The 25,620-nt window shown below is 66.7% G+C and carries 17 protein-coding genes and 1 tRNA gene; 11 read left to right on the forward strand and 7 right to left on the reverse strand.

The genetic code is table 11. The annotated features are described in order from the left end of the window. Window positions 1-18: 18 nt before the first annotated feature. Together AB9O74_RS04205 and uvrA are read right to left on the reverse strand one after the other, a co-directional pair. Window positions 19-426, reverse strand: coding sequence for a thioesterase family protein (locus tag AB9O74_RS04205; RefSeq protein WP_176990059.1), 408 nt, complete (start codon window positions 424-426; stop codon window positions 19-21). Continuing rightward, the gene (uvrA, locus tag AB9O74_RS04210) at window positions 426-3,431 is read right to left on the reverse strand and encodes an excinuclease ABC subunit UvrA (RefSeq protein WP_346479588.1); all 3,006 of its coding nucleotides are present in this window, start codon (window positions 3,429-3,431) and stop codon (window positions 426-428) included. The genes AB9O74_RS04205 and uvrA overlap by 1 nt, the downstream gene beginning before the upstream one ends. Window positions 3,432-3,726: 295 nt before the next feature. Here uvrA and rplU point away from each other — a divergent pair, with 295 nt between their 5' ends. From rplU to obgE, 3 genes are all read left to right on the forward strand, one after another. After that, entirely contained in the window at window positions 3,727-4,044 is a 318-nt protein-coding gene (gene rplU, locus AB9O74_RS04215; protein ID WP_019184518.1) for a 50S ribosomal protein L21, read from the forward strand. Between the two features lie 15 nt (window positions 4,045-4,059). Further along, window positions 4,060-4,320, forward strand: a complete 261-nt coding sequence (rpmA, locus tag AB9O74_RS04220) for a 50S ribosomal protein L27 (protein WP_019184517.1) — start codon at window positions 4,060-4,062, stop codon at window positions 4,318-4,320. Between the two features lie 196 nt (window positions 4,321-4,516). Then, window positions 4,517-5,569, forward strand: a complete 1,053-nt coding sequence (obgE, locus tag AB9O74_RS04225; protein ID WP_369348559.1) for a GTPase ObgE — start codon at window positions 4,517-4,519, stop codon at window positions 5,567-5,569. Between the two features lie 184 nt (window positions 5,570-5,753). On the opposite strand, the gene rpsT is transcribed toward obgE, so the two are convergent. Next, complete coding sequence (rpsT, locus tag AB9O74_RS04230) at window positions 5,754-6,023, reverse strand: 30S ribosomal protein S20 (protein WP_019184515.1); 270 nt, start codon at window positions 6,021-6,023, stop codon at window positions 5,754-5,756. 116 nt (window positions 6,024-6,139) lie between these two features. On the opposite strand from rpsT, the gene murJ reads away from it, so the two are divergent. The 7 genes from murJ to AB9O74_RS04265 all read left to right on the forward strand — a co-directional run bounded on the left by murJ (window position 6,140) and on the right by AB9O74_RS04265 (window position 18,749). Next, window positions 6,140-7,744 carry a murein biosynthesis integral membrane protein MurJ gene (gene murJ / locus AB9O74_RS04235; protein ID WP_369348560.1) on the forward strand — a complete coding sequence of 535 codons (1,605 nt, stop codon included), beginning with the start codon at window positions 6,140-6,142 and terminating at the stop codon, window positions 7,742-7,744. Between the two features lie 75 nt (window positions 7,745-7,819). Then, the gene (locus tag AB9O74_RS04240; RefSeq protein WP_176990056.1) at window positions 7,820-8,767 is read left to right on the forward strand and encodes a bifunctional riboflavin kinase/FAD synthetase; all 948 of its coding nucleotides are present in this window, start codon (window positions 7,820-7,822) and stop codon (window positions 8,765-8,767) included. Then, window positions 8,764-11,595 (forward strand): isoleucine--tRNA ligase, encoded by a 2,832-nt coding sequence (gene ileS, locus AB9O74_RS04245; RefSeq protein ID WP_369348561.1) that lies wholly within the window; start codon window positions 8,764-8,766, stop codon window positions 11,593-11,595. Before AB9O74_RS04240 ends, ileS begins: the two co-directional genes overlap by 4 nt. Then, window positions 11,595-12,101, forward strand: a complete 507-nt coding sequence (gene lspA, locus AB9O74_RS04250; RefSeq protein WP_346492035.1) for a signal peptidase II — start codon at window positions 11,595-11,597, stop codon at window positions 12,099-12,101. The genes ileS and lspA overlap by 1 nt, the downstream gene beginning before the upstream one ends. A 53-nt stretch (window positions 12,102-12,154) precedes the next feature. Next, window positions 12,155-13,105 carry a 4-hydroxy-3-methylbut-2-enyl diphosphate reductase gene (gene ispH, locus AB9O74_RS04255; RefSeq protein ID WP_176990053.1) on the forward strand — a complete coding sequence of 317 codons (951 nt, stop codon included), beginning with the start codon at window positions 12,155-12,157 and terminating at the stop codon, window positions 13,103-13,105. A 219-nt stretch (window positions 13,106-13,324) separates the two neighbouring features. Further along, on the forward strand, window positions 13,325-15,205 hold the full coding sequence (locus AB9O74_RS04260) for a M61 family metallopeptidase (protein ID WP_369348562.1): 1,881 nt from the start codon (window positions 13,325-13,327) through the stop codon (window positions 15,203-15,205). Between the two features lie 427 nt (window positions 15,206-15,632). After that, complete coding sequence (locus AB9O74_RS04265; RefSeq protein WP_369348563.1) at window positions 15,633-18,749, forward strand: TonB-dependent receptor; 3,117 nt, start codon at window positions 15,633-15,635, stop codon at window positions 18,747-18,749. Window positions 18,750-18,805: 56 nt separating this feature from the next. Here AB9O74_RS04265 and treA read toward each other — a convergent pair whose 3' ends face one another. Continuing rightward, a complete protein-coding gene (gene treA, locus AB9O74_RS04270; RefSeq protein WP_369348564.1) occupies window positions 18,806-20,434 on the reverse strand; it encodes an alpha,alpha-trehalase TreA in 1,629 nt (542 codons plus the stop codon). 162 nt (window positions 20,435-20,596) lie between these two features. Here treA and AB9O74_RS04275 point away from each other — a divergent pair. After that, window positions 20,597-20,672 (forward strand) — tRNA-Thr (locus AB9O74_RS04275). A gap of 63 nt (window positions 20,673-20,735) precedes the next feature. Here the strand turns inward: AB9O74_RS04275 and AB9O74_RS04280 are convergent. Genes AB9O74_RS04280 through AB9O74_RS04290 form a run of 3 tightly spaced genes read right to left on the reverse strand, consistent with a single transcriptional unit; the run spans window position 20,736 to window position 25,590 of the window. After that, the gene (locus AB9O74_RS04280; protein WP_369348565.1) at window positions 20,736-23,813 is read right to left on the reverse strand and encodes an efflux RND transporter permease subunit; all 3,078 of its coding nucleotides are present in this window, start codon (window positions 23,811-23,813) and stop codon (window positions 20,736-20,738) included. Further along, the gene (locus AB9O74_RS04285; RefSeq protein WP_176990048.1) at window positions 23,810-24,910 is read right to left on the reverse strand and encodes an efflux RND transporter periplasmic adaptor subunit; all 1,101 of its coding nucleotides are present in this window, start codon (window positions 24,908-24,910) and stop codon (window positions 23,810-23,812) included. The genes AB9O74_RS04280 and AB9O74_RS04285 overlap by 4 nt, the downstream gene beginning before the upstream one ends. 47 nt (window positions 24,911-24,957) lie before the next feature. Further along, window positions 24,958-25,590: a TetR/AcrR family transcriptional regulator C-terminal domain-containing protein gene (locus AB9O74_RS04290; RefSeq protein WP_369348566.1), complete on the reverse strand. Its 633-nt coding sequence runs from the start codon at window positions 25,588-25,590 to the stop codon at window positions 24,958-24,960. Window positions 25,591-25,620: the final 30 nt, after the last annotated feature.

Below are 25,620 nucleotides of genomic sequence, written 5' to 3' on the forward strand. Positions count from 1 at the left end.
GGGCCCGGCACTACCTGCTCAGGTGGACGCGGTGCGGATCGCCTCGGGCAACGGTGCGCTCTTGCCGGTCTGGGTGTCCATCCACACCACCACCACGTTGCCGTCCGAATACAGCGTGCTGTCGTTCTTCTCGTCCACGATGCGGTGGCCGATGGTCACGCTGCTGTTGCCGAGACGCTCGACGAACAGCTCCACCACGATGTCGTTGGGCCATACGATCGGCAGGCGATAGTTGACGTTTGTCGCCGCCACCACCGGTGCGATGCGGTCGGTCATCGAAACGCCCTCCACCCCCAGCATCCAGCGCACGCGCGCTTCTTCCAGGTAGGAGATGTACTTGGCGTTGTTGACGTGGCCCATGCTGTCCATGTCGCGCCAGCGGACGCTGATCGGTACGCGGGCGAGGATCTTGTGTTCGCTGCTCATTACTTCTTCTTCGCCTTCGTGGTCTTGGCAGGGCTGGTTTTGCTGGGGGTTGCCGCACGCGTGGCGGCCACCGCCTTCTTGGCCACCTTGGCCGGCTTTTCCGGCTTGGCTTTGCGCGGCGGGCGGGCGTCGGGCTTGTTGGCCACGGCCGCCGGCTGTTCCGGGCGCGCGCTGGTGGAGGGCAGCATCTTGGCCAGGAACTGGCCGGTGTACGAGGTCGGGCAGGCCGCCACGTCTTCCGGCGTGCCGGTGACCAGGATGGTGCCACCGCGGTGGCCGCCTTCCGGACCCAGATCGACGATCCAGTCGGCGGTCTTGATCACGTCCAGGTTGTGCTCGATCACCACCACCGTGTTGCCTTCGTCGCGCAGCTTGTGCAGCACGCCGAGCAGCGCTTCGATGTCGTGGAAATGCAGGCCGGTGGTCGGCTCATCCAGGATGTACAGCGTGCGCCCGGTATCGCGGCGCGACAGTTCCTTGGACAGTTTCACGCGCTGCGCTTCACCACCGGACAGCGTGGTCGCGCTCTGGCCCAGCTTGATGTAGCTCAGGCCGACGTCGACCAGCGTTTCCAGCTTGCGCGCGATGCTCGGCACCGGTTCGAACAGCTTCAGCGCATCTTCGACGGTCATCTGCAGCACGTCGTTGATGTTGTAGCCCTTGTACAGGATCTCCAGCGTTTCGCGGTTGTAGCGCTTGCCGTGGCAGACATCGCAGGGCACGTACACGTCCGGCAGGAAGTGCATCTCGACCTTGATCAGGCCATCGCCCTGGCAGGCCTCGCAGCGGCCACCGCGTACGTTGAAGCTGAAACGCCCCGGCGAATAGCCGCGTGCACGCGCTTCGGGCACCTGCGCGTACAGCTCGCGCAGCGGCGTGAACAGACCGGTGTAAGTGGCCGGGTTCGAGCGCGGGGTGCGGCCGATCGGCGACTGGTCGATGTCCACCACCTTGTCGAACAGATCCAGGCCGTCCACTTCCTTGTACGGGGCAATCGGGTGCGAGGAGCCGTTGATCTCGTTGGCAGCCAGCGAGAACAGGGTGTCGTTGATCAGGGTCGACTTGCCCGAGCCGGACACGCCGGTGATGCAGGTCAGCAGGCCCGACGGAATGTCCAGGTCCACGCCCTTGAGGTTGTTGCCACTGGCACCGCGCAGGTGCAGCGTCATCTTCGGATTGGGCTTGTGCCGGCGCGCCGGGATCTCGATGGCGCGCTTGCCCGACAGGTACTGGCCGGTCAGCGAACGCGGCGCATCCAGGATGTCCTGCAGCGTGCCCTGGCCGACGATCTCGCCGCCGTGCACGCCCGCGCCCGGGCCGATGTCCAGCACGTAGTCGGCCAGGCGGATCGCGTCTTCGTCATGCTCGACCACGATCACCGTGTTGCCGAGGTCGCGCAAGCGGGTCAGGGTGCCGAGCAGGCGCTCGTTGTCGCGCTGGTGCAGGCCGATCGACGGCTCGTCCAGCACGTACATCACGCCGACCAGGCCGGCACCGATCTGCGAGGCCAGCCGGATGCGCTGGGCTTCGCCACCGGACAGGGTGTCGGCCTTGCGTTCCAGGGTCAGGTAATCCAGGCCGACATCGACCAGGAAGCCCAGCCGTTCGCCGATCTCCTTGACGATCTTGCCGGCGATTTCGCCGCGCCAGCCGGGCAGCGTCATGCTGCTGAAGAACTTCAGCGCATCGTCGATCGGCATCACCACCAGTTCCGGCAGCGCACGGTCGGCCACGAACACGTTGCGCGCGGCCTTGTTCAGGCGCTGGCCGTTGCACTCGGGGCAGTTGCGCTCGCTGATGTACTTGGCCAGCTCTTCGCGCACCGCCGAGGACTCGGTCTCCTTGTAGCGGCGCTCGAGGTTGGGAATGATGCCCTCGAAGCGATGCTTGCGCTGGGTGCGGCCACCGGCTTCGGTGAAGTAGGTGAAGGTGATCGTCTCGTCGCCACTGCCGTACAGCACGGCCTGGCGCACGTCCTCGGGCAGGCTCTGCCACGGGGCGTCGGTGTCGAACTTGTAGTGCTTGGCCAGCGAGGCGATCAGCTGGAAGTAATAGGCGTTGCGGCGGTCCCAGCCGCGTACGGCACCGGCCGAGAGCGACAGCTCCGGGTGCACCACGACGCGCGAGGGATCGAAGAACTCGGCCATGCCCAGGCCATCGCAGCCCGGGCAGGCGCCGACCGGCGAGTTGAACGAGAACAGACGCGGTTCCAGCTCCGGCAGCGAGTAATCGCAGACCGGGCAGCTGTACTTGGACGAGAACAGGTGCGCAGGCGCATCCTCCACATCCAGCGACTGCACCGAGACCATGCCGTCGCCCAGCTTCAGCGCGGTTTCAAAGCTCTCGGCCAGGCGCTGCTTGATGTCCTCGCGCGGGCGGAAGCGGTCGATCACCGCCTCGATGGTGTGCTTCTGGCGCAGTGCCAGCGGCGGCACCGCATCGATTTCATGCAGCTGGCCGTCCACGCGCACGCGCACATAGCCCTGCGCGCGCAGCTGGTCGAAGACCTGGGCGTGTTCGCCCTTGCGCTCGCGGATCACCGGGGCCAGCAGCATGTAGCGCTGTTCAGCATCCAGGGTCAGCACGTGGTCGACCATCTGGCTGACCGTCTGTGCTTCCAGCGGGTAGCCGTGGTCCGGGCAGCGCGGGCTGCCGACGCGGGCGTACAGCAGGCGCAGGTAGTCGTAGATCTCGGTGATCGTGCCGACGGTCGAGCGCGGGTTGTGCGAGGTCGACTTCTGCTCGATCGAGATCGCCGGGGACAGGCCTTCGATGTGGTCCAGGTCCGGCTTTTCCATCACGCTGAGGAACTGGCGGGCATAGGCCGACAGCGACTCCACGTAACGACGCTGGCCTTCCGCGTAGATGGTGTCGAACGCCAACGAGGACTTGCCCGAGCCGGACAGGCCGGTGATGACAATCAGCTTGTCGCGGGGCAGGTCGAGATCGATGTTCTTGAGATTGTGCGTCCGCGCGCCGCGGATGCGGATGAAATCCATCGCCATGGGGGATCCGTTGTGGGGCTTCGGCTCAGGGAGCCGGCAAGCGGGTGGGGCAATCGGAAACGGCAATCGGTCAGCCTACCGAGCTTGGGATTTGGGGGCAATCGCGGACTTTGCCACCCCCATGTCTCATTCCCTGAGACCCCGCCAGCGGGTTTCCTGAACCGTATTCAGCCAAATCAGGGTCCGAGCAGGGGGTGGGTTGACCCGAAGTGGTTGAAGTCATTAAAATTCCGCTTCTGTCCGCCCTCGATGGCGGCAGTCCATAGACCACAATAACTACAGAGGAAGTCTGGTCATGTACGCAGTACTGGTAACCGGCGGTAAGCAATACCGCGTGGCGCAGGGCGAAACGCTCCGCGTTGAAAAGCTCGAAGTCGAAGTCGGCAACGAGATCAAGTTCGACAACATCCTGATGCTGGGCGACAGCGATGGCATCAAGCTGGGCGACGCGCTGAGCGGCGCTTCGGTCACTGCCAAGGTCGTGTCCCAGGGTCGTGCCGACAAGGTCCGGATCATCAAGTTCCGTCGCCGTAAGCACCACATGAAGCGCCAGGGTCACCGTCAGTACTACACCGAAATCGAGATCACCGGCATTGCCGGTGGCAGCAAGTAATAAGGAGAAGCAGTCATGGCACATAAGAAGGGCGTAGGCTCATCGCGCAACGGTCGCGACTCCAACCCGAAATACCTCGGCGTCAAGATCTTCGGTGGCCAGGCCATCGACGCCGGCAACATCATCGTGCGTCAGCGCGGCACCCAGTTCCATCCGGGTACCGGCGTTGGCCTCGGCCGTGACCACACCCTGTTCGCGCTCGTCGACGGCAAGGTGGAGTTCTCGGTCAAGGGCCCGAAGAAGCGTCGTACCGTCAGCGTCGTCGCCGAAGCCTGATCTTCAGCGGTACGCAGGCGCCCACGCCATGGCGTGGGGTCGCTGACGAAAGCCCCGCTTCGGCGGGGTTTTTCGTTGGTATCCACTACATCGGGCGGGACATTTCCCGCCGCCGGCCCTGGATCGTACCGGGGCCGTTAGACTCTGCGGTGGGGTGCACCTCGCGCCCGCCGCCTCCAGATTGGCATCCAGAATCATGAAACTTGTAGACGAAGCAGAAATCCAGGTGATCGCCGGCAACGGCGGCAACGGCTGCATCGGTTTCCGTCGCGAGAAGTTCATTCCGCTGGGCGGGCCGGACGGTGGCGACGGCGGTAATGGCGGCAGCGTGTGGATCCGCGCCGACGAGAACCTCAACACCCTGGTCGATTTCCGCCATGACCGTATCTTCAAGGCGCAGCGCGGCGAGAACGGCATGGGCCGCCAGGCCTATGGCAAGGGCGGCGAAGACCTGGTCATCACCGTGCCGATCGGCACCGTGATCATGAACGTCAGCACCGACGAGGTGATCGGCGATCTGACCGCGCATGGCGACCGCCTGCTGGTGGCCAAGGGCGGCCGCGGCGGCCTGGGCAACATGCATTTCAAGAGTTCCACCAACCGCTCGCCGCGCCAGGCGCTGCCGGGCGAAGAGGGTGAAGAGCGCCTGATCAAGCTCGAGCTGAAGCTGCTGGCCGACGTGGGCCTGCTGGGCTTCCCGAATGCCGGCAAGAGCACCCTGATCCGCGCTGTGTCCGCGGCGACCCCGAAGGTGGCCGATTACCCGTTCACCACGCTGTACCCCAATCTGGGCGTCGTGCGCGTGGAGAACTACCGCAGCTTCGTGATCGCCGACATTCCCGGCCTGATCGAGGGTGCGGCCGACGGCGCCGGGCTGGGCGCGCAGTTCCTGCGCCACCTGCAGCGCACCCGCCTGCTGCTGCACCTCGTGGATATCTCCCCGATGGAAGGTGGCGTGGAAGGCGTGTCGCCGATCGAGCAGGTCCGGGCGATCGAGCGCGAGCTGGAAAAGCACGACCCGGAGCTGCTGAACAAGCCGCGCTGGCTGGTGCTGAACAAGGCCGACCTGATGTTCGAAGACGAGGCCAAGGCCGCCGCCGAGAAGATCGTCGCCGAGCTGGGCTGGACCGAGCCGTGGTACCTGGTCTCGGCCCTCGGTCGTGAAGGCACCTGGCCGATCATGAACAACATCATGGCCTTCTTCGATCGCCAGAAGGAAGACGAGGCGCAAGCGCGCGATGCGTACTGAGCGCAGCCACGCGCCCCTGAGAAACCCGGCTCCGGCCGGGTTTTTCTGTGGTGTCGCCGTAACCGCCGACCGAGCGGGTCGCTGCGGATCGCAGGCAACAAAAAACCCGGCCAGGGCCGGGTTCTTCTCTGCGGCTGGATCGAAGCCACGCGTGGCGTGGCTCTACGACACCCGCAGCGCCGTATCAGGCGGCCTTGATGGCCTTGATGCGCGCGGTCAGGCGGCTCTTATGGCGAGCAGCCTTGTTCTTGTGGATCAGACCACGCGAGCTGAAACGGTCGAGGATCGGCTGGGCAACAGCGAAGGCTGCCTCGGCGCCGGCGGCGTCATTGGCATCCAGAGCCTTGATCACCTTCTTGACAGCGGTGCGCAGCATCGAACGCTGAGCCGTATTGCGCGCGTTGCGCACGACGGTCTGCTTGGCGCGCTTCTTGGCGGACTTGATATTGGCCACAGTGGTGGTTTCCTGAAAAATCGGTGTAATGGGAACAGCAAGCTGGAAAGTATGATGGCTCGAAAAATGTACGTCAAGTCAATTGTCAAGAGGGAACACGGGTGAGTTCACCAAGGATGTTGCGGGGCCTGCTGTCTTTCAGCAGCATGACCATGATTTCGCGGGTGTTGGGGCTGGTTCGCGACCTGGTCATCACCACCACGTTCGGCACCAATGCGGTGACCGACGCCTTCTGGGTCGCCTTCCGGGTGCCCAATTTCCTGCGCCGGCTGTTCGCCGAAGGCTCGTTCGCCACGGCGTTCGTCCCGGTGTTCACGGAAGTGAAGGAAACCCGCTCGCATGCCGAACTGCGCGAGCTGATGTCGCGGGTGGCCGGCACGCTGGGCGGGGTGCTGCTGCTGGTCACGGCGCTGGCGCTGATCTTCGCGCCGCAGTTGGCGACCCTGTTCTCCAGCGGGGTGGATACCGACCCGGCCAAGCATGGCCTGCTGGTGGACCTGTTCCGGTTGACCTTCCCGTTCCTGCTGTTCGTCTCGCTGACCGCGCTGGCCGGCGGGGCGCTCAACAGTTTCCAGAAGTTCGCGATGCCGGCGCTGACCCCGGTGATCCTCAACCTGTGCATGATCGCCGGCGCGCTGTGGCTGGCCCCGCGGCTGGGCGGCACCCCGGAGAAGCAGATCCTGGCCCTGGGCTGGGCGGTGCTGGCGGCCGGGCTGCTGCAGTTGCTGTTCCAGCTGCCCTCGCTGAAGGGCATCAACCTGCTGACCCTGCCGCGCTGGGGCTGGCGGCATCCCGGGGTGCGCAAGGTGCTGACCCTGATGGTGCCGACCCTGTTCGGTTCCTCGATCGCGCAGATCAACCTGCTGCTGGATACGGTGATCGCCGCCAAGCTGACCGATGGCTCGCAGTCCTGGCTGTCGCTGGCCGACCGCTTCCTGGAGCTCCCGCTGGGCGTGTTCGGGGTGGCGCTGGGTACCGTGATCCTGCCGGCGTTGGCCCGCCACCACGTGAGCACCGACAAGGCCGGCTTCTCCAGCGCGCTGGACTGGGGCCTGCGCACGACGCTGCTGATCGCGATCCCGGCCATGCTGGGCCTGCTGCTGCTGGCCGAGCCGCTGATCGCCACGGTGTTCCAGTACGGGCGCTTCACCGCGTTCGATACCCGCATGACCGCGCTGTCGGTCTACGGGCTGAGCTTCGCCCTGCCGGCGTTCGCGCTGCTCAAGGTGGTGCTGCCGGCCTTCTACGCCCGCCAGGACACGCGCACCCCGGTCCGCGCCGGCGTGGCCGCGCTGGTGGCCAACATGGTGTTCAACTTCATCCTGCTGGCCGTGCTGTACCACGTGATGGTGCCGGAGGCGCTCAAGGCGCAGGGCGTGTGGGTCGCGCTGGGCAAGCAGCCGGGCCTGCATCTGGCGCTGGGCATCGCCAGCGCACTGTCCAGTTACCTGAACCTGGGCCTGCTCTGGTACTGGTTGGGCAAGACCGATGTCTATCAGCCCAAGCCCGGCTGGGGCGGCTATGTGACCAAGCTGGGGCTGGCCTGTCTGGCGATGGTCGCGGTGCTGCTGGGCCTGCTGTACGGGATGCCGGCGTTCACCGGCATGGACAAATGGCACCGGATCGGGAACCTCGCGCTGCTGGTCGGCGGCGGTGGTCTGACCTATCTGGTGGCGCTGGTCGCCATGGGCTTCCGCCCGCGCCACCTGCGGGAGCATTGATAGGTGGGCAGCCCGGCTATACTTCATGGCTATCTCTTGCAAAGCATCGGCCCTGGTGGGCCGCATTCCACGTAGATGAGCAGGCTGTTTAGAAACGTCGAAGGCGGGCAGTTGTTCCCGCACGGAAGCGTGGTCTGCATCGGCGCATTCGACGGCCTGCACCTGGGTCATCGTGCGTTGGTGCGCCACGCCGTTTCGCGCGCGCGCGCGCTGGGCGTGGCCGCCGTGGCGGTGGCCTTCGAGCCGCTGCCGCGCGAGTACTTCGCCCAGGGCGAACCGCCGCCGCGATTGACCCTGGCGCGCGACAAGGTCGCGATGCTGCGCGAACTCGGCGTGGATGCGATCGGCCTGCTGCGCTTCGATGCGCGCATGGCCGCGATGCAGGCGGAGGCGTTCGTCGAGCAGCTGCTGGTGCACCGGCTGAGCGCGCGCGAGGTGTGGATCGGGCCGGAGTTCTGCTTCGGCAACCGCCGCAAGGGCGATCTGGCCCTGCTGCAGGCGATGGGCCGCGAGCGTGGTTTCAGTGCGGGGGAGATCGAGCCGGTCGACCTGCACGGCGAGCGCATCTCCAGCACCCGCATCCGCCAACTGCTGCGTGCCGGTGATTTCAGCCATGCCGGGGATCTGCTGGGCAGGCCGTATACGATTGGGGGCAGGGTAGTGCGCGGCCGCCAGTTGGGCCGTACGCTGGGGTTCCCGACCGCCAACCTGCGCTTCCCGAAGACGCCGGCGCTGTCGGGGATCTACGCGACCTGGGTCCATGGCGTGTTCGACCAGCCGTGGCCCTCGGTCTCCAGCTTCGGCACGCGCCCGACCGTGGACGGCGTGGAGCCGCTGCTGGAAGCGCATTTGTTTGATTTCCAGGGTGACCTGTACGGTCGCCACATCGATGTCGAGTTCGTCGCCAAGCTGCGTGACGAAGAAAAGTTCCAAGATCTGGCTGCGTTGACCGACCAGATGCACCGTGACGCCGAACAGGCCCGTCACATCCTTTCCGAACACAGATTGCGAGCCACTGCGTGAGCCAGGACTACAAAGCCACCCTTCATCTGCCGGCAACCGAATTCCCGATGCGCGGCGACCTGCCCAAGCGCGAGCCGGGCATTCTGTCGCGCTGGGAGGACGAGGGCCTTTACGCACGCCTGCGCGACAACGCGCAGGGCCGCCCGCTGTTCGTGCTGCACGACGGCCCGCCCTACGCCAATGGCCAGATCCACCTGGGCCACGCGGTCAACAAGATCCTCAAGGACATCATCGTCAAGTCGCGCTACCTGGCCGGCTTCGATGCGCCCTACGTGCCGGGCTGGGATTGCCATGGCCTGCCGATCGAGATCGCGGTCGAGAAGAAGTGGGGCAAGGTCGGCGTCAAGCTCGATGCGGTCGCGTTCCGCCAGAAGTGCCGCGAGTTCGCCGAAGAGCAGATCGAACTGCAGCGCCGCGACTTCAAGCGCCTGGGCGTGATCGGCGATTGGGACAACCCGTACAAGACGCTGAGCTTCGATTTCGAGGCCAACGAGATCCGCGCGCTGTCCAAGGTCTTCGCCAACGGTCACATCGTGCGCGGCGCCAAGCCGGTGCACTGGTGCTTCGACTGTGGCTCGGCACTGGCCGAGGCCGAGATCGAATACCAGGACAAGACCTCGCCGGCGATCGACGTGGCCTACGTCTCGCGCGACGCGCAGCAGCTGGCCGAACGCTTCGGCGTGGCGCTGCCGGCCGATGTCGAGGTCGCGGTGCCGATCTGGACCACCACCCCGTGGACGCTGCCGGCCTCGCTGGCGGTGTCGCTCGGTGCGGAGATCGAGTACGTGCTGGCCGAAGGCCCGGCCCACCACGGCAAGCGCCGTTGGCTGGTGCTGGCTGCCGCGCTGGCCGAACGTTCGCTGCAGCGCTACGGCGTGGAGGGCCTGGTCGTGCACGGCCGTGCCACCGGCGCCGCGCTGGAAAACCTGCTGCTGGCCCATCCGTTCTATCCGCAGCGCGACATCCCGCTGCTCAACGGCGACCACGTCTCCGATGAAGACGGTACCGGTGCGGTGCATACCGCCCCGGGCCACGGCCAGGAAGACTTCGTGGTCAGCCAGCAGTACGGGCTGATGGACAAGTACAACGCCGGCCAGATCAACCCGGTCGACGGCCGTGGCGTGTACCTGTCTTCGACCCCGCCGGCGGGCGACGTCGAGCTGGCAGGCGTGCACCTGTGGAAGGCGCAGCCGCTGATCATCGACGTGCTGCGCGCCTCCGGTGCGCTGCTGGCCCATGTCGAGATCGTGCACAGCTACCCGCACTGCTGGCGCCACAAGACCCCGGTCGTGTTCCGTGCCACCCCGCAGTGGTTCATCTCGATGGACAAGGCCAACCTGCGCAGCGATGCGATGGCCGCGATCGACACCGTCGGCTGGTTCCCGAGCTGGGGCAAGGCGCGCATCGGCTCGATGGTCGATGGCCGCCCGGACTGGTGCATCAGCCGCCAGCGCACCTGGGGCGTGCCGATCGCGCTGTTCACCCACCGCGAAACCGGTGAGCCGCACCCGCGCACCGTCGAGCTGATGCAGCAGGTCGCCGACCGCGTGCAGGCCGAAGGCATCGACGTCTGGTATTCGCTGGACAGCGCCGAGCTGCTGGGCGAAGAAGCGTCGCAGTACGAGAAGGTCACCGACATCCTCGATGTCTGGTTCGACTCGGGCGTGACCCACGAAGGCGTGCTGCTGGCGCGTGGCTTCGGCAAGCCGGCCGATCTGTACCTGGAAGGCTCGGACCAGCACCGCGGCTGGTTCCAGTCCTCGCTGCTGACCGGCGTGGCGATCGACAAGCGGGCGCCGTACAAGCAATGCCTCACCCACGGTTTCACCGTGGATGAGAAGGGCCGCAAGATGTCCAAGTCGCTGGGCAACGGCATCGAGCCGCAGGACATCATGAAGACCCTGGGCGCGGACATCCTGCGCCTGTGGATCGCCTCGGCCGATTACAGCAATGAAATGTCGCTGTCGCAGGAAATCCTCAAGCGCAACGCGGATGCCTACCGGCGCCTGCGCAACACCGCGCGCTTCCTGCTCGGCAACCTGGACGGCTTCGACCCGGCCCAGCACCTGGTGGCCCCGGCCGACATGGTCGCGCTGGACCGCTGGATCGTGCATCGCGCGTTCGAGGTGCAGGAGAAGATCAAGGCCGCGTACACCGGCTACAACATGGCCGAGATCGTGCAGCTGCTGCTGAACTTCTGCAGCGTCGACCTGGGCTCGGTGTACCTGGACGTCACCAAGGACCGCCTGTACACCATGCCGGTGGACTCGCGCGGCCGCCGCTCGGCGCAGACCGCGATGTATCACATCGCCGAAGCGTTCACGCGCTGGATCGCGCCGATCCTGAGCTTCACCGCCGATGAGCTGTGGGGCTACCTGCCGGGCGAGCGCAAGGAGAATGTGCTGTTCGCCACCTGGTACGACGGCCTGGCGCCGTTGCCGGCCGATGCACCGCTCAACGCAGCTGATTTCGACCAGCTGCTGGCCCTGCGCGAGCAGGTTGCCAAGGTGCTCGAGCCGATGCGCGCCAATGGTGCGATCGGTGCGGCGCTGGAAGCGGAGATCACCGTCGCCGCCGATGCCGAGACCGCCGCGCGCTGGCAGCCGCTGGCCGAGGAGCTGCGCTTCCTGCTGATCAGCGGTGACGTGCAGGTGCGCCCGGCGACCACCGATGAGGTGTTCGTCAGCGCCCAGCCGACCACGAAGCAGAAGTGCGTGCGCTGCTGGCATTACCGCGCCGATGTGGGCTCGGTCGCCGCGCATCCGGAGCTGTGCGGCCGCTGCGTGACCAACATCGACGGTGCCGGCGAAGACCGGCGGTGGTTCTGATGGCCGCCGCCCGTCCGCGTCCGAACGCGCTGATCTGGCTGCTGCTGTCGGCGGCGGTCATCATCGCCGACCAGTGGAGCAAGGCCTGGGTGCTGTCCAGCCTGCCCGAGTACGAGCCGGTGGTGGTCATCGACGGCTTCTGGAACTGGTACCGCACCTACAACACCGGCGCCGCGTTCAGTTTCCTGAGCGATGCCGGTGGCTGGCAGCTGTGGTTCTTCACCGCGCTGGCGGTGGGCATCAGCGGCCTGATGGCCTACTGGATGTGGGGCACCGCGCGCGGTGCCTGGCGCAGCGCCGTGCCGTACGCTCTGGTGATCGGCGGGGCGATCGGCAACGTGATCGACCGGCTGATGCACGGCCATGTGGTCGACTTCATCCAGTGGTATATCGGTGACCATGCCTGGCCGTCGTTCAACATCGCCGATTCGGCGATCGTGGTCGGCGCGGTGGGTATCGCCCTGTTCGGCCTGTTCGACGGCAAGCCTGCCAAAAAAGCGGGATAATTCCCTCCTGTATCCGTAACGACCCGGCTCACGCCGGCCGGAGTATCTGACCGATGGATGTGTTGCTCGCCAATCCGCGTGGTTTCTGTGCCGGTGTCGATCGTGCGATCGAGATCGTCAAGCGCGCGATCGAGACCCTGGGTGCGCCGATCTATGTGCGCCACGAGGTCGTGCACAACCGGTTCGTGGTCGATGACCTCAAGGCCCGCGGCGCGATCTTCGTCGAAGAGCTGGACGAAGTGCCGGACGACAACACGGTGATCTTCAGCGCCCACGGCGTTTCCCAGGCCGTGCGCCAGGAAGCCGACCGCCGTGGCTTGAAGGTGTTCGACGCCACCTGCCCGCTGGTCACCAAAGTGCACCTGGAAGTGGCCCGCCACTGCCGCGCCGGCCGCGACGTGGTGCTGATCGGCCACGCCGGCCACCCGGAAGTGGAAGGCACGATGGGCCAGTGGAGCCGCGAGCGCGGCACCGGCCAGATCTACCTGGTCGAAGATGTGGACGACGTCGCCACGCTGGTCATCGACCAGCCGGAGAACTTCGCCTACACCACCCAGACCACGCTTTCGGTGGATGACACCCGCGGCATCATCGAAGCGCTGCGTACCCGCTTCCCGGCGATGCAGGGCCCGAAGAACGATGACATCTGCTACGCCACGCAGAACCGCCAGGATGCCGTGCGCGACCTGGCCAAGCGCTGCGACCTGGTGCTGGTGGTCGGCTCGCCGAACAGCTCCAACTCCAACCGCCTGAGTGAACTGGCACGCCGTGATGGCGTGGAGTCCTACCTGATCGACGGTGCCGACGAGATCGACCCGGCATGGGTGGCCGGCAAGAAGCACATCGGCCTGACCGCCGGCGCCTCCGCGCCGCAGGTGCTGGTGGACGGGGTGATCGCGCGCCTGAAAGAACTGGGCGCCACCGGCGTCGGCGAGCTGGACGGCGAGCCGGAATCGATGGTGTTCGCGCTGCCGAAGGAACTGCGGCTGCGCCTGGTCGACTGACCCGGCATCGTGACGCCACGCATGCCGTGGCGCTGCCCCGGTAGTGCCGGCCGCTGCCCGACAGCTCACCTCGGTGGGTCCTGATCGCGTCCGGCAGACAGAACGTCACCGCACTCCGCTGTGCCAATCATGGCCGCAACGCGACGCATGACCTTTGGCCATGGGGCAGGGCGGTAACGCAGGGCTAGGATCGAGGCTTCCCCCGCTGGAGCCTGCCTGATGAAGATGCGTGCCGTTGCCCTGTCCGTGTTGCTGGCCGTGTCCGCCGCCGGCGTGCAGGCGCAGACACCGCCGCCGCAGGACGTGGCCTTCCCCGGCCTGCTGCGCATCGACGTGGACGCGCGCGATATCGGGCGACGCATCTTCAAGGTCAAGGCCACGGTGCCGGCCAAGCCCGGCCCGCTGACCCTGCTGTACCCGCAGTGGTTGCCGGGCAGTCACTCGCCGAGCGGGCCGATCGACAAGCTCGCCGGCCTGGTCGTCACCGCCAACGGCACGCCGCTGCAGTGGAAGCGGAATCCGTACGACGTCTACGCCTTCACCGTGGAGGTGCCGCAGGGCGCCAGTGAAGTCGTGGCCGAGTTCAAGTTCCTGTCCTCCCAGGGCGCGCAGGGCCGCGTGGTGATGACGCCGGACATGCTCAACCTGCAGTGGAACGCCAACTCGCTGTACCCGGCCGGGGTCATCACCCGCAACATCCAGGCGCAGGCCACCGTCACCCTGCCGCCGGGCTGGTCGTATGCCACCGCGCTGGACACGGAGCGCCGCGACGGCGACACCGTGGTGTTCAAGCCGATCAGCTACGACCATCTGGTCGACTCGCCGCTGTTCGCCGGCCGCCACTTCCAGCGCTTCGATCTGGACCCCGGTGCGAAGGTGCCGGTGCACCTGAATGTCTTCGCTGATGAAGCCACGTCGCTGGCGGCCAAGCCCGAGCAGATCCAGGCGCATCGCGCGCTGGTGCAGCAGATGTACAAGCTCTACGGCGCGCGCCACTTCGACCGCTACGAGTTCCTGCTCGCGCTGACCGACAGGCTCGGCGGTATCGGCCTGGAGCACCAGCGCTCCAGCGAGAACAGCGGCGACACCGGCTACTTCACCGAGTGGGACAAGACCTGGCTCGGCCGCGACCTGCTGCCGCACGAGTTCAACCACTCCTGGAACGGCAAGTACCGGCGTGGCGCGGATCTGGCCACCGCCAACTTCAACGTGCCGATGGGCGACAGCCTGCTGTGGCTGTATGAAGGGCAGACCCAGTTCTGGGGCCAGGTGCTGGCCGCCCGCTCCGGACTGTGGAGCCCGCAGCAGACCCGCGATGTACTGGCCAATGTCGCCGGTACCTACGACCGCGGCCGCCCCGGCCTGGCCTGGCGCAACCTGCAGGACACCACCAACGACCCGACCATCGCCCAGCGCCGCGCGCTGGCGTTCCGCAACTACCAGATGAGCGAGGACTACTACTCCGGCGGCCAGATGGTATGGCTGGAGGTGGACGGCAAGCTGCGCGCGCTGACCGGCAACAAGCGCGGCCTGGACGACTTCGCCAAGGCGTTCTTCGGCATGAACGACGGCGACTGGAACGTCCATCCGTATACCTTCGAGGACGTGGTCGGCACCCTCAACGGCGTGGCGCCGTTCGACTGGGCCAGCTTCCTGCGCGAACGCCTGGATGGGCACGGCCCGCTGACCGGCGGCCTGGAAGCGGCCGGCTGGAAGCTGGTCTACGCCGATACGCCGAACGAGGCGTTCAAGGCGCAGGAGGCCCGGGCCAAGAACAGCAATCTGCTGTACTCCATCGGCCTGTCCGTCAGCGAGTCCGGCTACATCGGCGACGTGCTGTGGGACAGCCCGGCGTTCAATGCCGGGCTGATCCCCGGCATGAGCGTGGTCGCACTCAATGGCCGCGTGTTCAAGGCGGAGCAGTTGAAGGAGGCGATCACCACGGCCAGGACCGACAAGGCACCGCTGACGCTGCTGGTGAAAAACGTCGATCGCATCGACACGGTGACGCTGGATTACCACGACGGGCTGAAGTACCCGGCGCTGGAGCGCATCGCCGGCAAGCCGGACCGCTTGGCGGAGCTGTGGAAGGGGCGCTGATCACCGGCCTCAGGCTGCGTGCACCCGCAGCATTTTCCGCTTCATGCCCGTGCGTAAGGTGCTCATGGCGGAAGATCCAGGCGTAGTTCTTTCCTGCGGGGCACGGATTTTCAACGCCGCGGATGACGTTTTCAGCACAAGTAAAAAACGAAACCCCGGCCCGGCCGGGGTTTTCGTTGTCGGGAACATGCTGACAACCCGTGGCTAACGCCGTGGAATGGCCCCCGTTTGTTCGCTGTGCGCCAAAGGCCGGGCGTCCCAGCGACCTTCCGGGCCTAGCAGGCCCTGAGTGAGACACGTTTGTTCATCGTGTTGTCATTTGTTACTGAATTGTGTATTGATTCGTTATCGGCGCGTTAAAGAACCATTCAGACAAAGCCTTGTGAAGCCGACCCAGGGCTCTGTGGACGAATCACGGAAGGTAACCATGGCGAACACTACGTTTCTCAGTCGTACCCCGTTGAGCATTGCCCTGACCTCGGCACTGTTCCTGGCGACCGCCGCACCGGCCATGGCGCAGGACGCCGGATCGTCGGATGCCTCCACTCCTGATCCCGCGCAGGCGGATCCGGAAAAGGCGCTCACCCAGCTGGATCGGATCACCGTGACCGGCTCGCGCATCTACCGCGCCGGGTTCGACACGCTGGAACCGGCGGCCGTGGTGTCCCGGCAGAGCATTGAAGCCTATGGCTACACCAACCTGATCGACGCCCTGACCAAGGTGCCCGGCGTCACCGCCGGTGTCAGCTCGCGTGGCGACCAGGCCGGCTTCGGCGCCGGCGTCAACTTCGCCAGCAAGTTCGGTCTGGGCAGCAACCGCCTGTTGACCCTGGTCAATGGTCGCCGCTTCGTGACCTCGGCTCCCCCGACCGTGTTCGGCGCGGGCGGTGGCTCGGGTATCCAGGTCGACATGAACTCCATTCCGACCGTGATGGTCGAGCGCGTGGAAAGCCTGAGCGTGGGCGGTGCACCGACCTACGGCTCGGACGCCATCTCCGGCGTGAACAACATCATCCTGCGTGATCGCTTCGAGGGCGCCGAAGTCGAGATCGGCTACGGCAGCACGACCAAGAGCGACAATGACCGCTACTCGTGGTCGGCGATCTTCGGCAGCAGCTTTGCCGATGGCCGCGGCCACTTCACCATCGCCGCGGAGCTGGACAACAGTGATGGCGTGGATTCGCTGTCGCGCGATTTCTATCGCAATGGCTACAGCCTGCAGACCAACCCGACCGCTGCGAACATCGCGCGCTTCCAGCCGGGTCGTACCCCGGGATCCGATGGCCGCATCGATGGCAGCATCCCGTTCAATACGGGTCCGGCCGATGGCATCCCGGATCAGGTGTTCATCCGTAATCGCCGCATTTCGAACATGACGTTCGGTGGCCTGATCCTGCCGTCCGACGTGGGTGTCCGGCGCTCGTACCAGCGCAATGCGGCGGGTGAGCTGACCGGTTTCGGCGCGGACAACAAGCTGTGGCACTTCAACAGCGCGGGTAACCTCGTGGAGTTCGACCAGGGCATCTCCTATCCCAGTGGCAATGCCTCCGGTGGCGACGGCCTGGACCTCAACGAGACGTTCCCGCTGATCGCCGACCTCGAGCGTCGCTCCGTGTACTCGACGGGCAGCTTCGATTTCACCGACAACGTGCGCGGCTTCTTCGAGCTGTCCCGTTACGAGGCGACCGCACGCGAAACGCTCGACCAGAACGTCTACAACGCGGCCTCCTTCGGCGTCGCCAATCCGGACGGTACGGGCGCACAGAGCGGCACCCTGCTGTTCAGTGCCAGCAATCCGTTCCTGAGCGCTGAATCGCGCCGGATCCTCGCCGCGAACGGCATCACGTCCTTCCAGCTGTCACGCTCCTCGCGCGACCTGAGCATGAACAACGCCAGCACGGAAACCCGCCTCACCCGCGTGGTCGCCGGCCTGGATGGCTTCTTCGACATCGGCAGCCGCGCCTTCAACTGGGAAACGAGCATCACGCACGGTCGCGGTGACTTCGACTACCTCGGTACCGGTCTGATCCAGCAGAACTTCATCAACGCGCTGAACGTCACCACCGACGCCAACGGCAACATCGTCTGTAATTCGGCGGCGCCCGGCACCATTGCCGATCCGAACTGCCGTCCGCTGAACCTGTTCGGCGAGAACCAGGCATCGCCTGAAGCGCTCGCTTACGTCTCCACGCCCACCGTGGCCAAGGCCGAAACCCGCCAGACCGTGTTCAACGCCTCCGTGTCCGGTGGCCTGTTCGATCTGCCGGGTGGCGAGTTCGGTGTGGCAGCCGGCTTCGAACACCGCCGCGAGGAAGGTTCGTTCACCCCCAGCGAGTACCAGCGCCTGGGCCAGGGCCGTTCGGTGCCGATCCAGGCCGCCAAGGGCGATTACCACACCAACGAAGTGTTCGCCGAGTTCCTGGCACCATTGTTCAACCCGGACTGGGGCCTGCCGGGCCTGCACCGCCTGGACGTGACCGCCAAGTTCCGCCGCGTGGACAACTCGGTGGCCGGTGGCTTCAATGCCTTCACCTACGGCCTGCAGTACGAGCCGTTCGCGGGCATCCAGCTGCGCGGCAACAAGACCCAGTCGCTGCGTGCACCGTCCATCGCAGAGCTCTACACCACGCTGCAGCCGGCGTTCTACAACATCCCGGAAGTGTGCTCGGTGGCCAACATCAACGGCGGCAGCAACCCGGCCGTGCGCAAGACCAACTGCAACGCGTTCTTCGCGGCGTACCCGGGCGCGGATCCGGCCACCTTCCAGGCGGCACCGACCAACACGCTGGGCTCGACCAACGGTTACACCGGCCTGAAGAACGAGAAGGCCAAGTCGTGGACCGCGGGCATGGTGTTCGCACCGGAGTGGGCCGGTGGCCTGCGCGTGGCGGCGGACTGGTATGACATCGAGATCACCGATGTGATCACCGCACTGACCGCGAACGACATCATCACCGGCTGCTTCGACAATCCGGAATTCAACGCCGCCGATGTGCCCAACGCCAACCGCTTCTGCAGCCTGGTCACCCGTACTCCGGGCACCGGTGTCGCCACCGACATCAAGACCCAGTACGGCAATGGCCCGGTGCTGATGTTCCGCGGCTGGACGGCTGAAGTCGACTACCGCTGGAACATGGGCCGCTTCGGCTCGCTGGACCTGGGCTTCTACGGCTACATGCCGAAGAACCGTGGCCAGGCCGCCAACGCGGATGTCCCGTTCGTCGAGCAGGTGGGTACGTTCAACGAACCCAAGCGTGTGTTCCGCTGGACCGCCCAGCACAATGTCGGCAAGTGGAGCGCCGGCTTCTCGTCCAACTACACCAGCAGCGCGCAGTTCAGCCTGGTCGCCACGCCGGAAAGCCGTCAGTACTTCGTGCGTGACAGCTGGACCACCTGGGACGCCAACGTCAGCTACCGCCTGACCGACAACGCCCGCCTGAACCTGTCGGTGATCAACCTCACCGACGACATCGGTCCGTTCCCGTACGTGCTGGATGCGCTGGGCCGCCGCTACATGGCCTCGCTGCGCTACAAGTTCCAGTAATCGGTCACCTGCATGAAGAGAGAGCCCGGCTTGCCGGGCTCTCTTCTTTTGGGGCGTCAGTCCGCTGCTTCCACATCCTGCGCGCTGTCGCATGCGCGTTCTGGCGCACACAGCCGATCCAGCAGCGCCAACGTGACGCCGTTGCTCCAGCCGAACCCATCCTGCAGCGGGTATTCGCCGCCCCCGCCGCCCGTGGCCGAGCCGTCGACCACATACTTCTCCACCAGCTTGCCCTCGCGGTCATACACCGTCTGCACGGTGCGCAGGAAGCGCACGCCGATCCGGCGGGCGAGGGTGTCCTGCCCATGGCGCTGCAGCCCGTCCACCGCGACCCACTGCAGCGGTGCCCAGCCGTTGGGGGCATCCCATTGCTGGCCGGTTGCCACGGTGGTGGTCAGCAAACCGCCGTCGCGCAGCAACTGTGTCTCCACCGCCTGCGCGGTACGGCGCGCCTGCGCGCGATCAGCCACGTCCAGCCACAAGGGGAACAGGGCGGCCGCGGTCAGGGCAGGGCGGGTCTGCCCTCGCTCCAGATCGCGGTCGACGTACCAGCCCTGGCCGTCATCCCAGAGAAGCGCATTGATGGCGTGCCGGCGTGCCTTCGCCTGATGGGTGAAGGCGCGTGCGGCCGTGCGGTCACCGGCCGCCTTGCTGGCGCGGGCCAGCGTGGTTTCCAGATGGAACAGCAGGCTGTTCAGATCGACCGGTACGATCGCGGTGGTGCGGATGCTCGCCAACGCGGACGGCTCGGCCAGCCAGCGCGAGCTGAAATCCCAGCCCGACTCCGCGCCGGCGCGCAGGTCGCGATACACCTGCGAGGGCGCGCGCTGTGGCGCCTGCGCGGCGGTGGCCAGATCGTCCATCCAGGACTCGGTGCGCGGCACGACGCGGTCGTCCCAGTGCCGGTTGAGCAGTTGGCCATCCGCCAGCCGGACCACCCGCTCGCGCGCCTCGCCCGGTGCCAGCGTTTCCGCACCGCGCATCCAGAACGCATGCTCGATGCGCAGCTGTGGGAGATAGCGGCGGTAGGCCGCATCGCCCTCATGCGTGGCGAGCAGATCCACCATCAGACTGAAGAAGGGCGGCTGCGAGCGGCTCAGGTAGTAGCTGCGGTTGCCGTTGGGAATGTGGCCGTAGCTGTCGAGCTGGAACGCGAAGTTGTCGATCATGTCGCGCACCTGCTGCCAGCGGCCACTGGAGGCCAGCCCGAGCAGGGTGAAGTAGCTGTCCCAGTAGTACACCTCGCGGAAGCGTCCGCCGGGCACCACGTAGGGCTTGGGCAGCGGCAGCAGCGAGCCGTTCGGATCCACGGTACCGGTGGTGCGGGTCAACACCGGCCACAGACCCTCGATATGCGCACGCAGCGTTTCCCCGGCAGGTGGCACATACGGCGGGGCGTCGCCCGGCACGGTGAAGTGCTCGGAGACGAAACCGGCGAGGTCGAACCCGGGCTGCGTCCTGGCGCGCTGCCACTCGGTCAGGATCGTCGCCGGCGCCTGGCGGGGCACTGCATCCGCGAAGGTCTTCTGATCCTTGAACAGGTGCGCACCCTGGACCTGCTGGAACAGGGGCTGCCACTGCTGGTCCGGTGTCTGCGGCGTCGGTGTCGTGTCGCGTGCCAGCGCAGTGGCACTCAGCAGCAGGGACGACAGCAGCAGGCCGGCCAGGCGGGGACAGGGGCGCATGGGATGCCTCCGGAGGTGGGGGATTCACTGTAGAGGCTGGCGCGTCAAGGCGCGGTGCGGCAGGAGCACGTCTTGCCGGGCCATTGGGCGGCGGGCCGTTCCACGGTGAGGCGCTGCCCTGATTGACCAAAGTGGCCCGCACCCCCTAGAATTCACGACCTCGCCGGAATAGCTCAGTTGGTAGAGCGGCGCATTCGTAATGCGTAGGTCGTAGGTTCGATTCCTATTTCCGGCACCAGATACAGCAGAAAGCCCCGGCCTTGGCCGGGGCTTTTTGTTTGGGGCGGCGTGGCGGGTCAGCTCACTCCGCACCGCCGACAGCCGGATGCGAAGACCGCCGCCGGAACTTCCGCGACAGCCAATCCCCCGCGTCATCCACCACCGTGAAAGCGGCCGGAATCACGATCAGGCTGAGCAGCGTCGAGGTGATCAGGCCACCGATCACGGCGATCGCCATCGGTGCACGGAAGCTGGAGTCACCCGCAAAGCCCAGCGCGATCGGCATCATGCCCGCGCCCATCGCCAGGGTGGTCATGATGATCGGCTGTGCACGCTTGTGGCAGGCATCGATCAGCGCATCGTGCTGGCTCATGCCGTGTTCGTCTTCGGCCATCACCGCGTAATCCACCAGCAGGATGGAGTTCTTGGTGGCAATGCCGATCAGCATCAGCAGGCCGATCAGCGCCGGCAGCGAGAGCATGTTCTGGGTGATCAGCAACGCGCCGAACGCACCGCCGGCGCACAGCGGCACCGCGGCAAGGATGGTGATCGGCATCAGGGCGTGGTTGAACAGCAGCAACAGCACCATGTAGATGCAGATCAACCCCGCCGCCATCGCCAGCATGAAGCCGATGAACAGTTCGACGAACACTTCCGCATCGCCGGTGTTGAGGAAGGTCACGCCCGGCGGCAGCTGCTTGACGCTCGGCAGGGCCTGCACCTCGGTCATCACATCGCCCAGCGGGCGGCCGTTGAGTTCGGCGGTGAGGGTCACGTTGCGCTGGCGCTGGTAGCGCGAAATCTGCGACGGCCCGCTGCCCTGCTGGATGTCGGCGACGGCCGCCAACGGTACCGGGCCATTGCGGCCGGGCACGCGCAGCTGGCTGATCAAACCGGGGTTGGCGAGCGTGGCTTCTGCAAAGCCGACCCGGATCGGCACCTGCCGGTCGGGCAGGTTGAGTTTGGCCAGGCGCTGCTCGTAATCGCCCGCCGTGGCGATGCGGGCGGCCTCGGCGATATCGGCGGTGGCCACGCCCAGGTCCGCGGCGCGGGCGGGGTTCGGCACGATCTGCAGTTCCGGGCGCAGCAGCGAGGCGGTGGAGGTCACGCTGCCCAGGCCCTGGATGCCGCGCAGGTCGCGCTCCAGCGCGGTGGAGGCATCCTGCAGGCGCTGCGGGTCGTCACCGGAGAGCACCAGTTGCAGCAGGTTGCCCGGCTCGGAGCTGACGTAGCTGACGCGCACGCCGGGCAGGTCGGCCAGGCGCTGGCGGGCCTCGCGCTCCAGCACGCGCTGGTCGCGCTCACGTGTGTCGGTGGTGCCCCAGTCGAGCACGAGGGTGGCCTTGCGCGGCTCACCGACGCCGGTTGCGCTGGGGTCGCCCAGGTCGAGCACGGCGCCGACCGCGGTGTAGACCTGCTTGAGTTCGGGCATGTCCTTGAGCAGCGCACGGGCGTGCTCGGCGACGGCCACGGTTTCCTGCAGGCGCGTGCCCGGCGGCAGTTCGAGGTTGAGGTTGCTGCGGCCCAGATCGGACTGCGGGATGAAGGTGGCCGGGATGAACGGCACCAGCGCCAGCGACGCGACGAACAACCCGGTGGCCAGCCACAGCGTGCGGCCGCGATGGCGCAGCGCGGCGTCGACCCAGCCCAGGTACCAGGTCATCAGCTTCGATTCCGGCTTCTCCTCGCCATGCGGCTTGAGCAGGTAGGCGGCCATCATCGGCGTGAGCAGGCGCGCCACCAGCAGCGAGAACAGCACGGCGGTGGCGGCGGTCCAGCCGAACTCGCGGAAGAACTTGCCGGCGATGCCGGGCATGAAGGCCACCGGCACGAACACGGCGGCCAGGGTGAGCGAGGTGGCGATCACCGCGTTGCCGATCTCGCCGGCCGCCTCGCGCGCGGCTTCCAGCGGTGGCTTGCCCATGCGCAGGTGGCGCACGATGTTCTCGATCTCCACGATCGCATCGTCCACCAGGATGCCCACCACCACGGACAGCGCCAGCAGCGTGATGATGTTGAGGGTGAAGCCGAAGAAGTACATCACCGCGAAGGTCGGGATGATCGACAGCGGCAGCGCCAGCGCCGACACCCACGTCGCCCGCCAGTCGCGCAGGAACAGCCACACCACCAGCAGGGCCAGCAGCGCGCCTTCCCAGAGCATGGTCATCGAGGAATCGTAGGAGCGGTGCGTCTCATCGATCGCCGTGGTGACCAGGCGGAAGTCGATGCCCGGATGCTCTGCCTTGATCTTGTCCAGTGCGTCATGCACGCCGGCTTCGACCTTGACCTCGCTGGAGCCGCGGGTGCGCGACATCGAGAAGGCCACCACGCCCTTGCCGTCCAGCAGGGCCGCTTCGGTCGGGTCGGCGGCGCCGTCGGTCACCGTGGCCAGCGTGGACAGCCGCACCGCGCGCCCGTCCGGCAGCGCGATCGAGTAGTCGCGCAGCGCCTGTGCGTCACCGACGGTGCCCAGCGTGCGGATGGTCTGCTGCGCGCCCTCGACTTCGGTCTTGCCGCCGGCGCGCTCCACCTGGATGCGGGCCAGCTGCTGCGATACATCGCCGGCGGTGATGCCCATCGCGATCAGCGCGTTGGGATCCAGATCCACCCGCACCTGGCGCTGCACGCCGCCCACGCGGGTGACGCGCGCGACACCGGGCACGCCGTACATCGCACGCGAGATGTCGCGGTCGACGAACCAGCTGGCCTCATCGGTGGTCATGTGCGGTGCGACCAGCGCATAGGTCATCAGCGAGCCGCCGATATCGACCTTGGAGATCACCGGCTCCTGGATGTCCTGCGGCAGGTCGGTGCGGATGCGCGTAACGGCATCGCGGGTGTCGTCCAGCGCGGTGGCCAGGTCGGCCTCCAGCTGGAACTCGATGGTGGTGGTGCTGACGCCTTCGCTGACCGAGGACATCACGCGCTTGACGTTGTTGACCGTCGCCACCGAGTCCTCGACCTTGCGGGTCACTTCGGCTTCCAGCTGGCTCGGCGAGGCGCCGGGCTGGGTGACGGTGACCGTGGTCATCGGGAAGGCGATGTCCGGGAAGCGCGCCACCGGCAGCTGATGGAACCCCCACAGGCCGGCCACGCACAGCACGAAGAAGATCAGCAGCGCAGGCAACGGGCGTTTGATCGCCCAGGCAGAAATGTTCATCGTGCGGCGGCCTTGGTCGCGGCCACTACGCGCACGCGGTCGCCCTCACCGAGGAAGCCGGAACCATCCACCACGACCTGGTCACCGGCCTTCAGACCTTCAAGGATCGCGGTGCGGCCCTGCACGGCCTGGCCGGTGCTGACCCGGTGGCGGGTGGCCTGCTGCTTGTCGTTCACGGTGAACACGTAGTTGTGGCCATCGCGCTGCACGATCGCCGCGGTCGGGATGGTCAGCACCGGGCCGTCGCCGGTGACGATGCGGCCATCCACGTAGATGCCCTGCTTGAGCGGGCCGGGCGTGGGCAGATCGGCGTAGATCGTGCCGGTGCGGGTCTGCCCATCGACACCCGGGGTGACCGCGCGGATGCGGCCGCTGACCACCTGGCCGGCATACGGCAGCTCCACGGTGTTGCCTACCGCCACATCGGCCAGCTGGTTTTCCGGCAGCTCCGCGCGCCACTCCAGGCGACCATCGCGGATCAGGCGCAGCAGCTCGGTTCCGGCGGAGACCACCTGGCCCGGCTGCACCAGGCGCTTGGAGATCAGGCCGTCGGCCGGTGCGCGCAGGTCGGCGAAGTCGCGGCGCAGCTTGGCCGCGTCGCGTGCGGCGCGTGCGGTGGAGGTCTGCGCCTCGGCATTGATGCGCGAGGCGCGCAGTTCATCCAGGCTGCTTTCGCTGATCAGCTGCTGGGCGGCCAGCTTGGCGCTGCGCTCGTAGTTCATCCGCGCCAGTTCCTGCGAGGCCTGCGCCTGCCGCAGCGAGGCGTCGGCCTGCGCCAGCTCGCTGTCCAGGGTGCGATGGTCCACCTGCAGCAGCACCTGGCCCTGCTTGACCCATTGGCCCACGTCCACCAGTAGCGCGGTCACCCGCTGGCCGCTGATCTCCACGCCCAGCTGCATTTCCTCGTAGGCGGTCACCGGCCCGGAGACCAGCACCGTGCGCGCCATGGTCTGCTGCTGTGCGGGCGCCAGCGAGACCGGCAGCGCCGAACTGGCGGCCGTGGCGTCGGCCGAAGCCTTGTCGTCCTTGCCGCCACACGCGGACAGCAGCGCGGCGACCAGGATCAGGGAAATACTGCGGAAGGAGGGTGCACGCATTGAGGGGCTTTCCGGGTCGGAACAGCGGGAGAAAAAGGAGTGGGGGATCAGGATTCGCGGGACAGGCGCAGTGCGATGCCATCCAGCATCAGGCCGAGCCCCTGCTCGAAGCGGGCGTCGAAATCGACCTCGCTCCACACATCACGGGCCTGCCAGCAATGGGGGAAGCGCGCTTCGGCCAAGGCCATGAACGCCTCGCCCAGCGCCTCCATGCTGCCGTCGCCGGGCCAGGACTGCTCCTCGATGACGAAGCCCATCGTGTAATACACCAGGTCCATCGAGGTGGTCGCGGCGAAGCGTGCCGAGGCGCCCGCGCCGATCAGCGCGGCGATGCTCGCCTCACCCACCCGCAGCATGTTCTCGGTGGCCAGGAAGGTGCCGGCATAGACCCGCGCGCCATCGCGGCGTGCCTTGAACGCCAGGCGGAACTCGCGCCCGATCTGCAGCAGGGTCTGCCGCCATGGCTGGCCGACGGGCATGTCACGGGCGACGTTGCAGATCATGGCGTCGGCCATGGCATCGATCAGCGCCTGCTTGCTCTTGAAGTGCCAGTACAGCGACGGCGCGCGGATGCCCAGCGAGCAGGCTACTTTGCGCAGCGTGATGCCCTCCAGGCCGGCCTCGTCGAGGATCCGGAAGGCCGCCTCGACGATGTTTTCCCGCGCGATGGGTTGACGCACTGCTGGCCCTGCCTAACGATGTTAGGCGGC

It is taken from the genome of Stenotrophomonas sp. JAG2, assembly GCF_041080745.1.
Taxonomy (GTDB): domain Bacteria; phylum Pseudomonadota; class Gammaproteobacteria; order Xanthomonadales; family Xanthomonadaceae; genus Stenotrophomonas; species Stenotrophomonas maltophilia_AA.

Bases quoted from the DNA above. Each gene is read 5' to 3' on its own strand.
- lspA (WP_346492035.1), top strand. From the start codon at position 11,595: ATGGCCGCCGCCCGTCCGCGTCCGAACGCGCTGATCTGGCTGCTGCTG.
- rplU (WP_019184518.1), top strand. From the start codon at position 3,727: ATGTACGCAGTACTGGTAACCGGCGGTAAGCAATACCGCGTGGCGCAG.
- AB9O74_RS04285 (WP_176990048.1), bottom strand. From the start codon at position 24,910: ATGCGTGCACCCTCCTTCCGCAGTATTTCCCTGATCCTGGTCGCCGCG.
- AB9O74_RS04280 (WP_369348565.1), bottom strand. From the start codon at position 23,813: ATGAACATTTCTGCCTGGGCGATCAAACGCCCGTTGCCTGCGCTGCTG.
- treA (WP_369348564.1), bottom strand. From the start codon at position 20,434: ATGCGCCCCTGTCCCCGCCTGGCCGGCCTGCTGCTGTCGTCCCTGCTG.
- AB9O74_RS04260 (WP_369348562.1), top strand. From the start codon at position 13,325: ATGAAGATGCGTGCCGTTGCCCTGTCCGTGTTGCTGGCCGTGTCCGCC.
- rpmA (WP_019184517.1), top strand. From the start codon at position 4,060: ATGGCACATAAGAAGGGCGTAGGCTCATCGCGCAACGGTCGCGACTCC.
- ispH (WP_176990053.1), top strand. From the start codon at position 12,155: ATGGATGTGTTGCTCGCCAATCCGCGTGGTTTCTGTGCCGGTGTCGAT.
- obgE (WP_369348559.1), top strand. From the start codon at position 4,517: ATGAAACTTGTAGACGAAGCAGAAATCCAGGTGATCGCCGGCAACGGC.
- murJ (WP_369348560.1), top strand. From the start codon at position 6,140: ATGTTGCGGGGCCTGCTGTCTTTCAGCAGCATGACCATGATTTCGCGG.
- AB9O74_RS04205 (WP_176990059.1), bottom strand. From the start codon at position 426: ATGAGCAGCGAACACAAGATCCTCGCCCGCGTACCGATCAGCGTCCGC.
- AB9O74_RS04265 (WP_369348563.1), top strand. From the start codon at position 15,633: ATGGCGAACACTACGTTTCTCAGTCGTACCCCGTTGAGCATTGCCCTG.
- uvrA (WP_346479588.1), bottom strand. From the start codon at position 3,431: ATGGCGATGGATTTCATCCGCATCCGCGGCGCGCGGACGCACAATCTC.
- AB9O74_RS04240 (WP_176990056.1), top strand. From the start codon at position 7,820: ATGAGCAGGCTGTTTAGAAACGTCGAAGGCGGGCAGTTGTTCCCGCAC.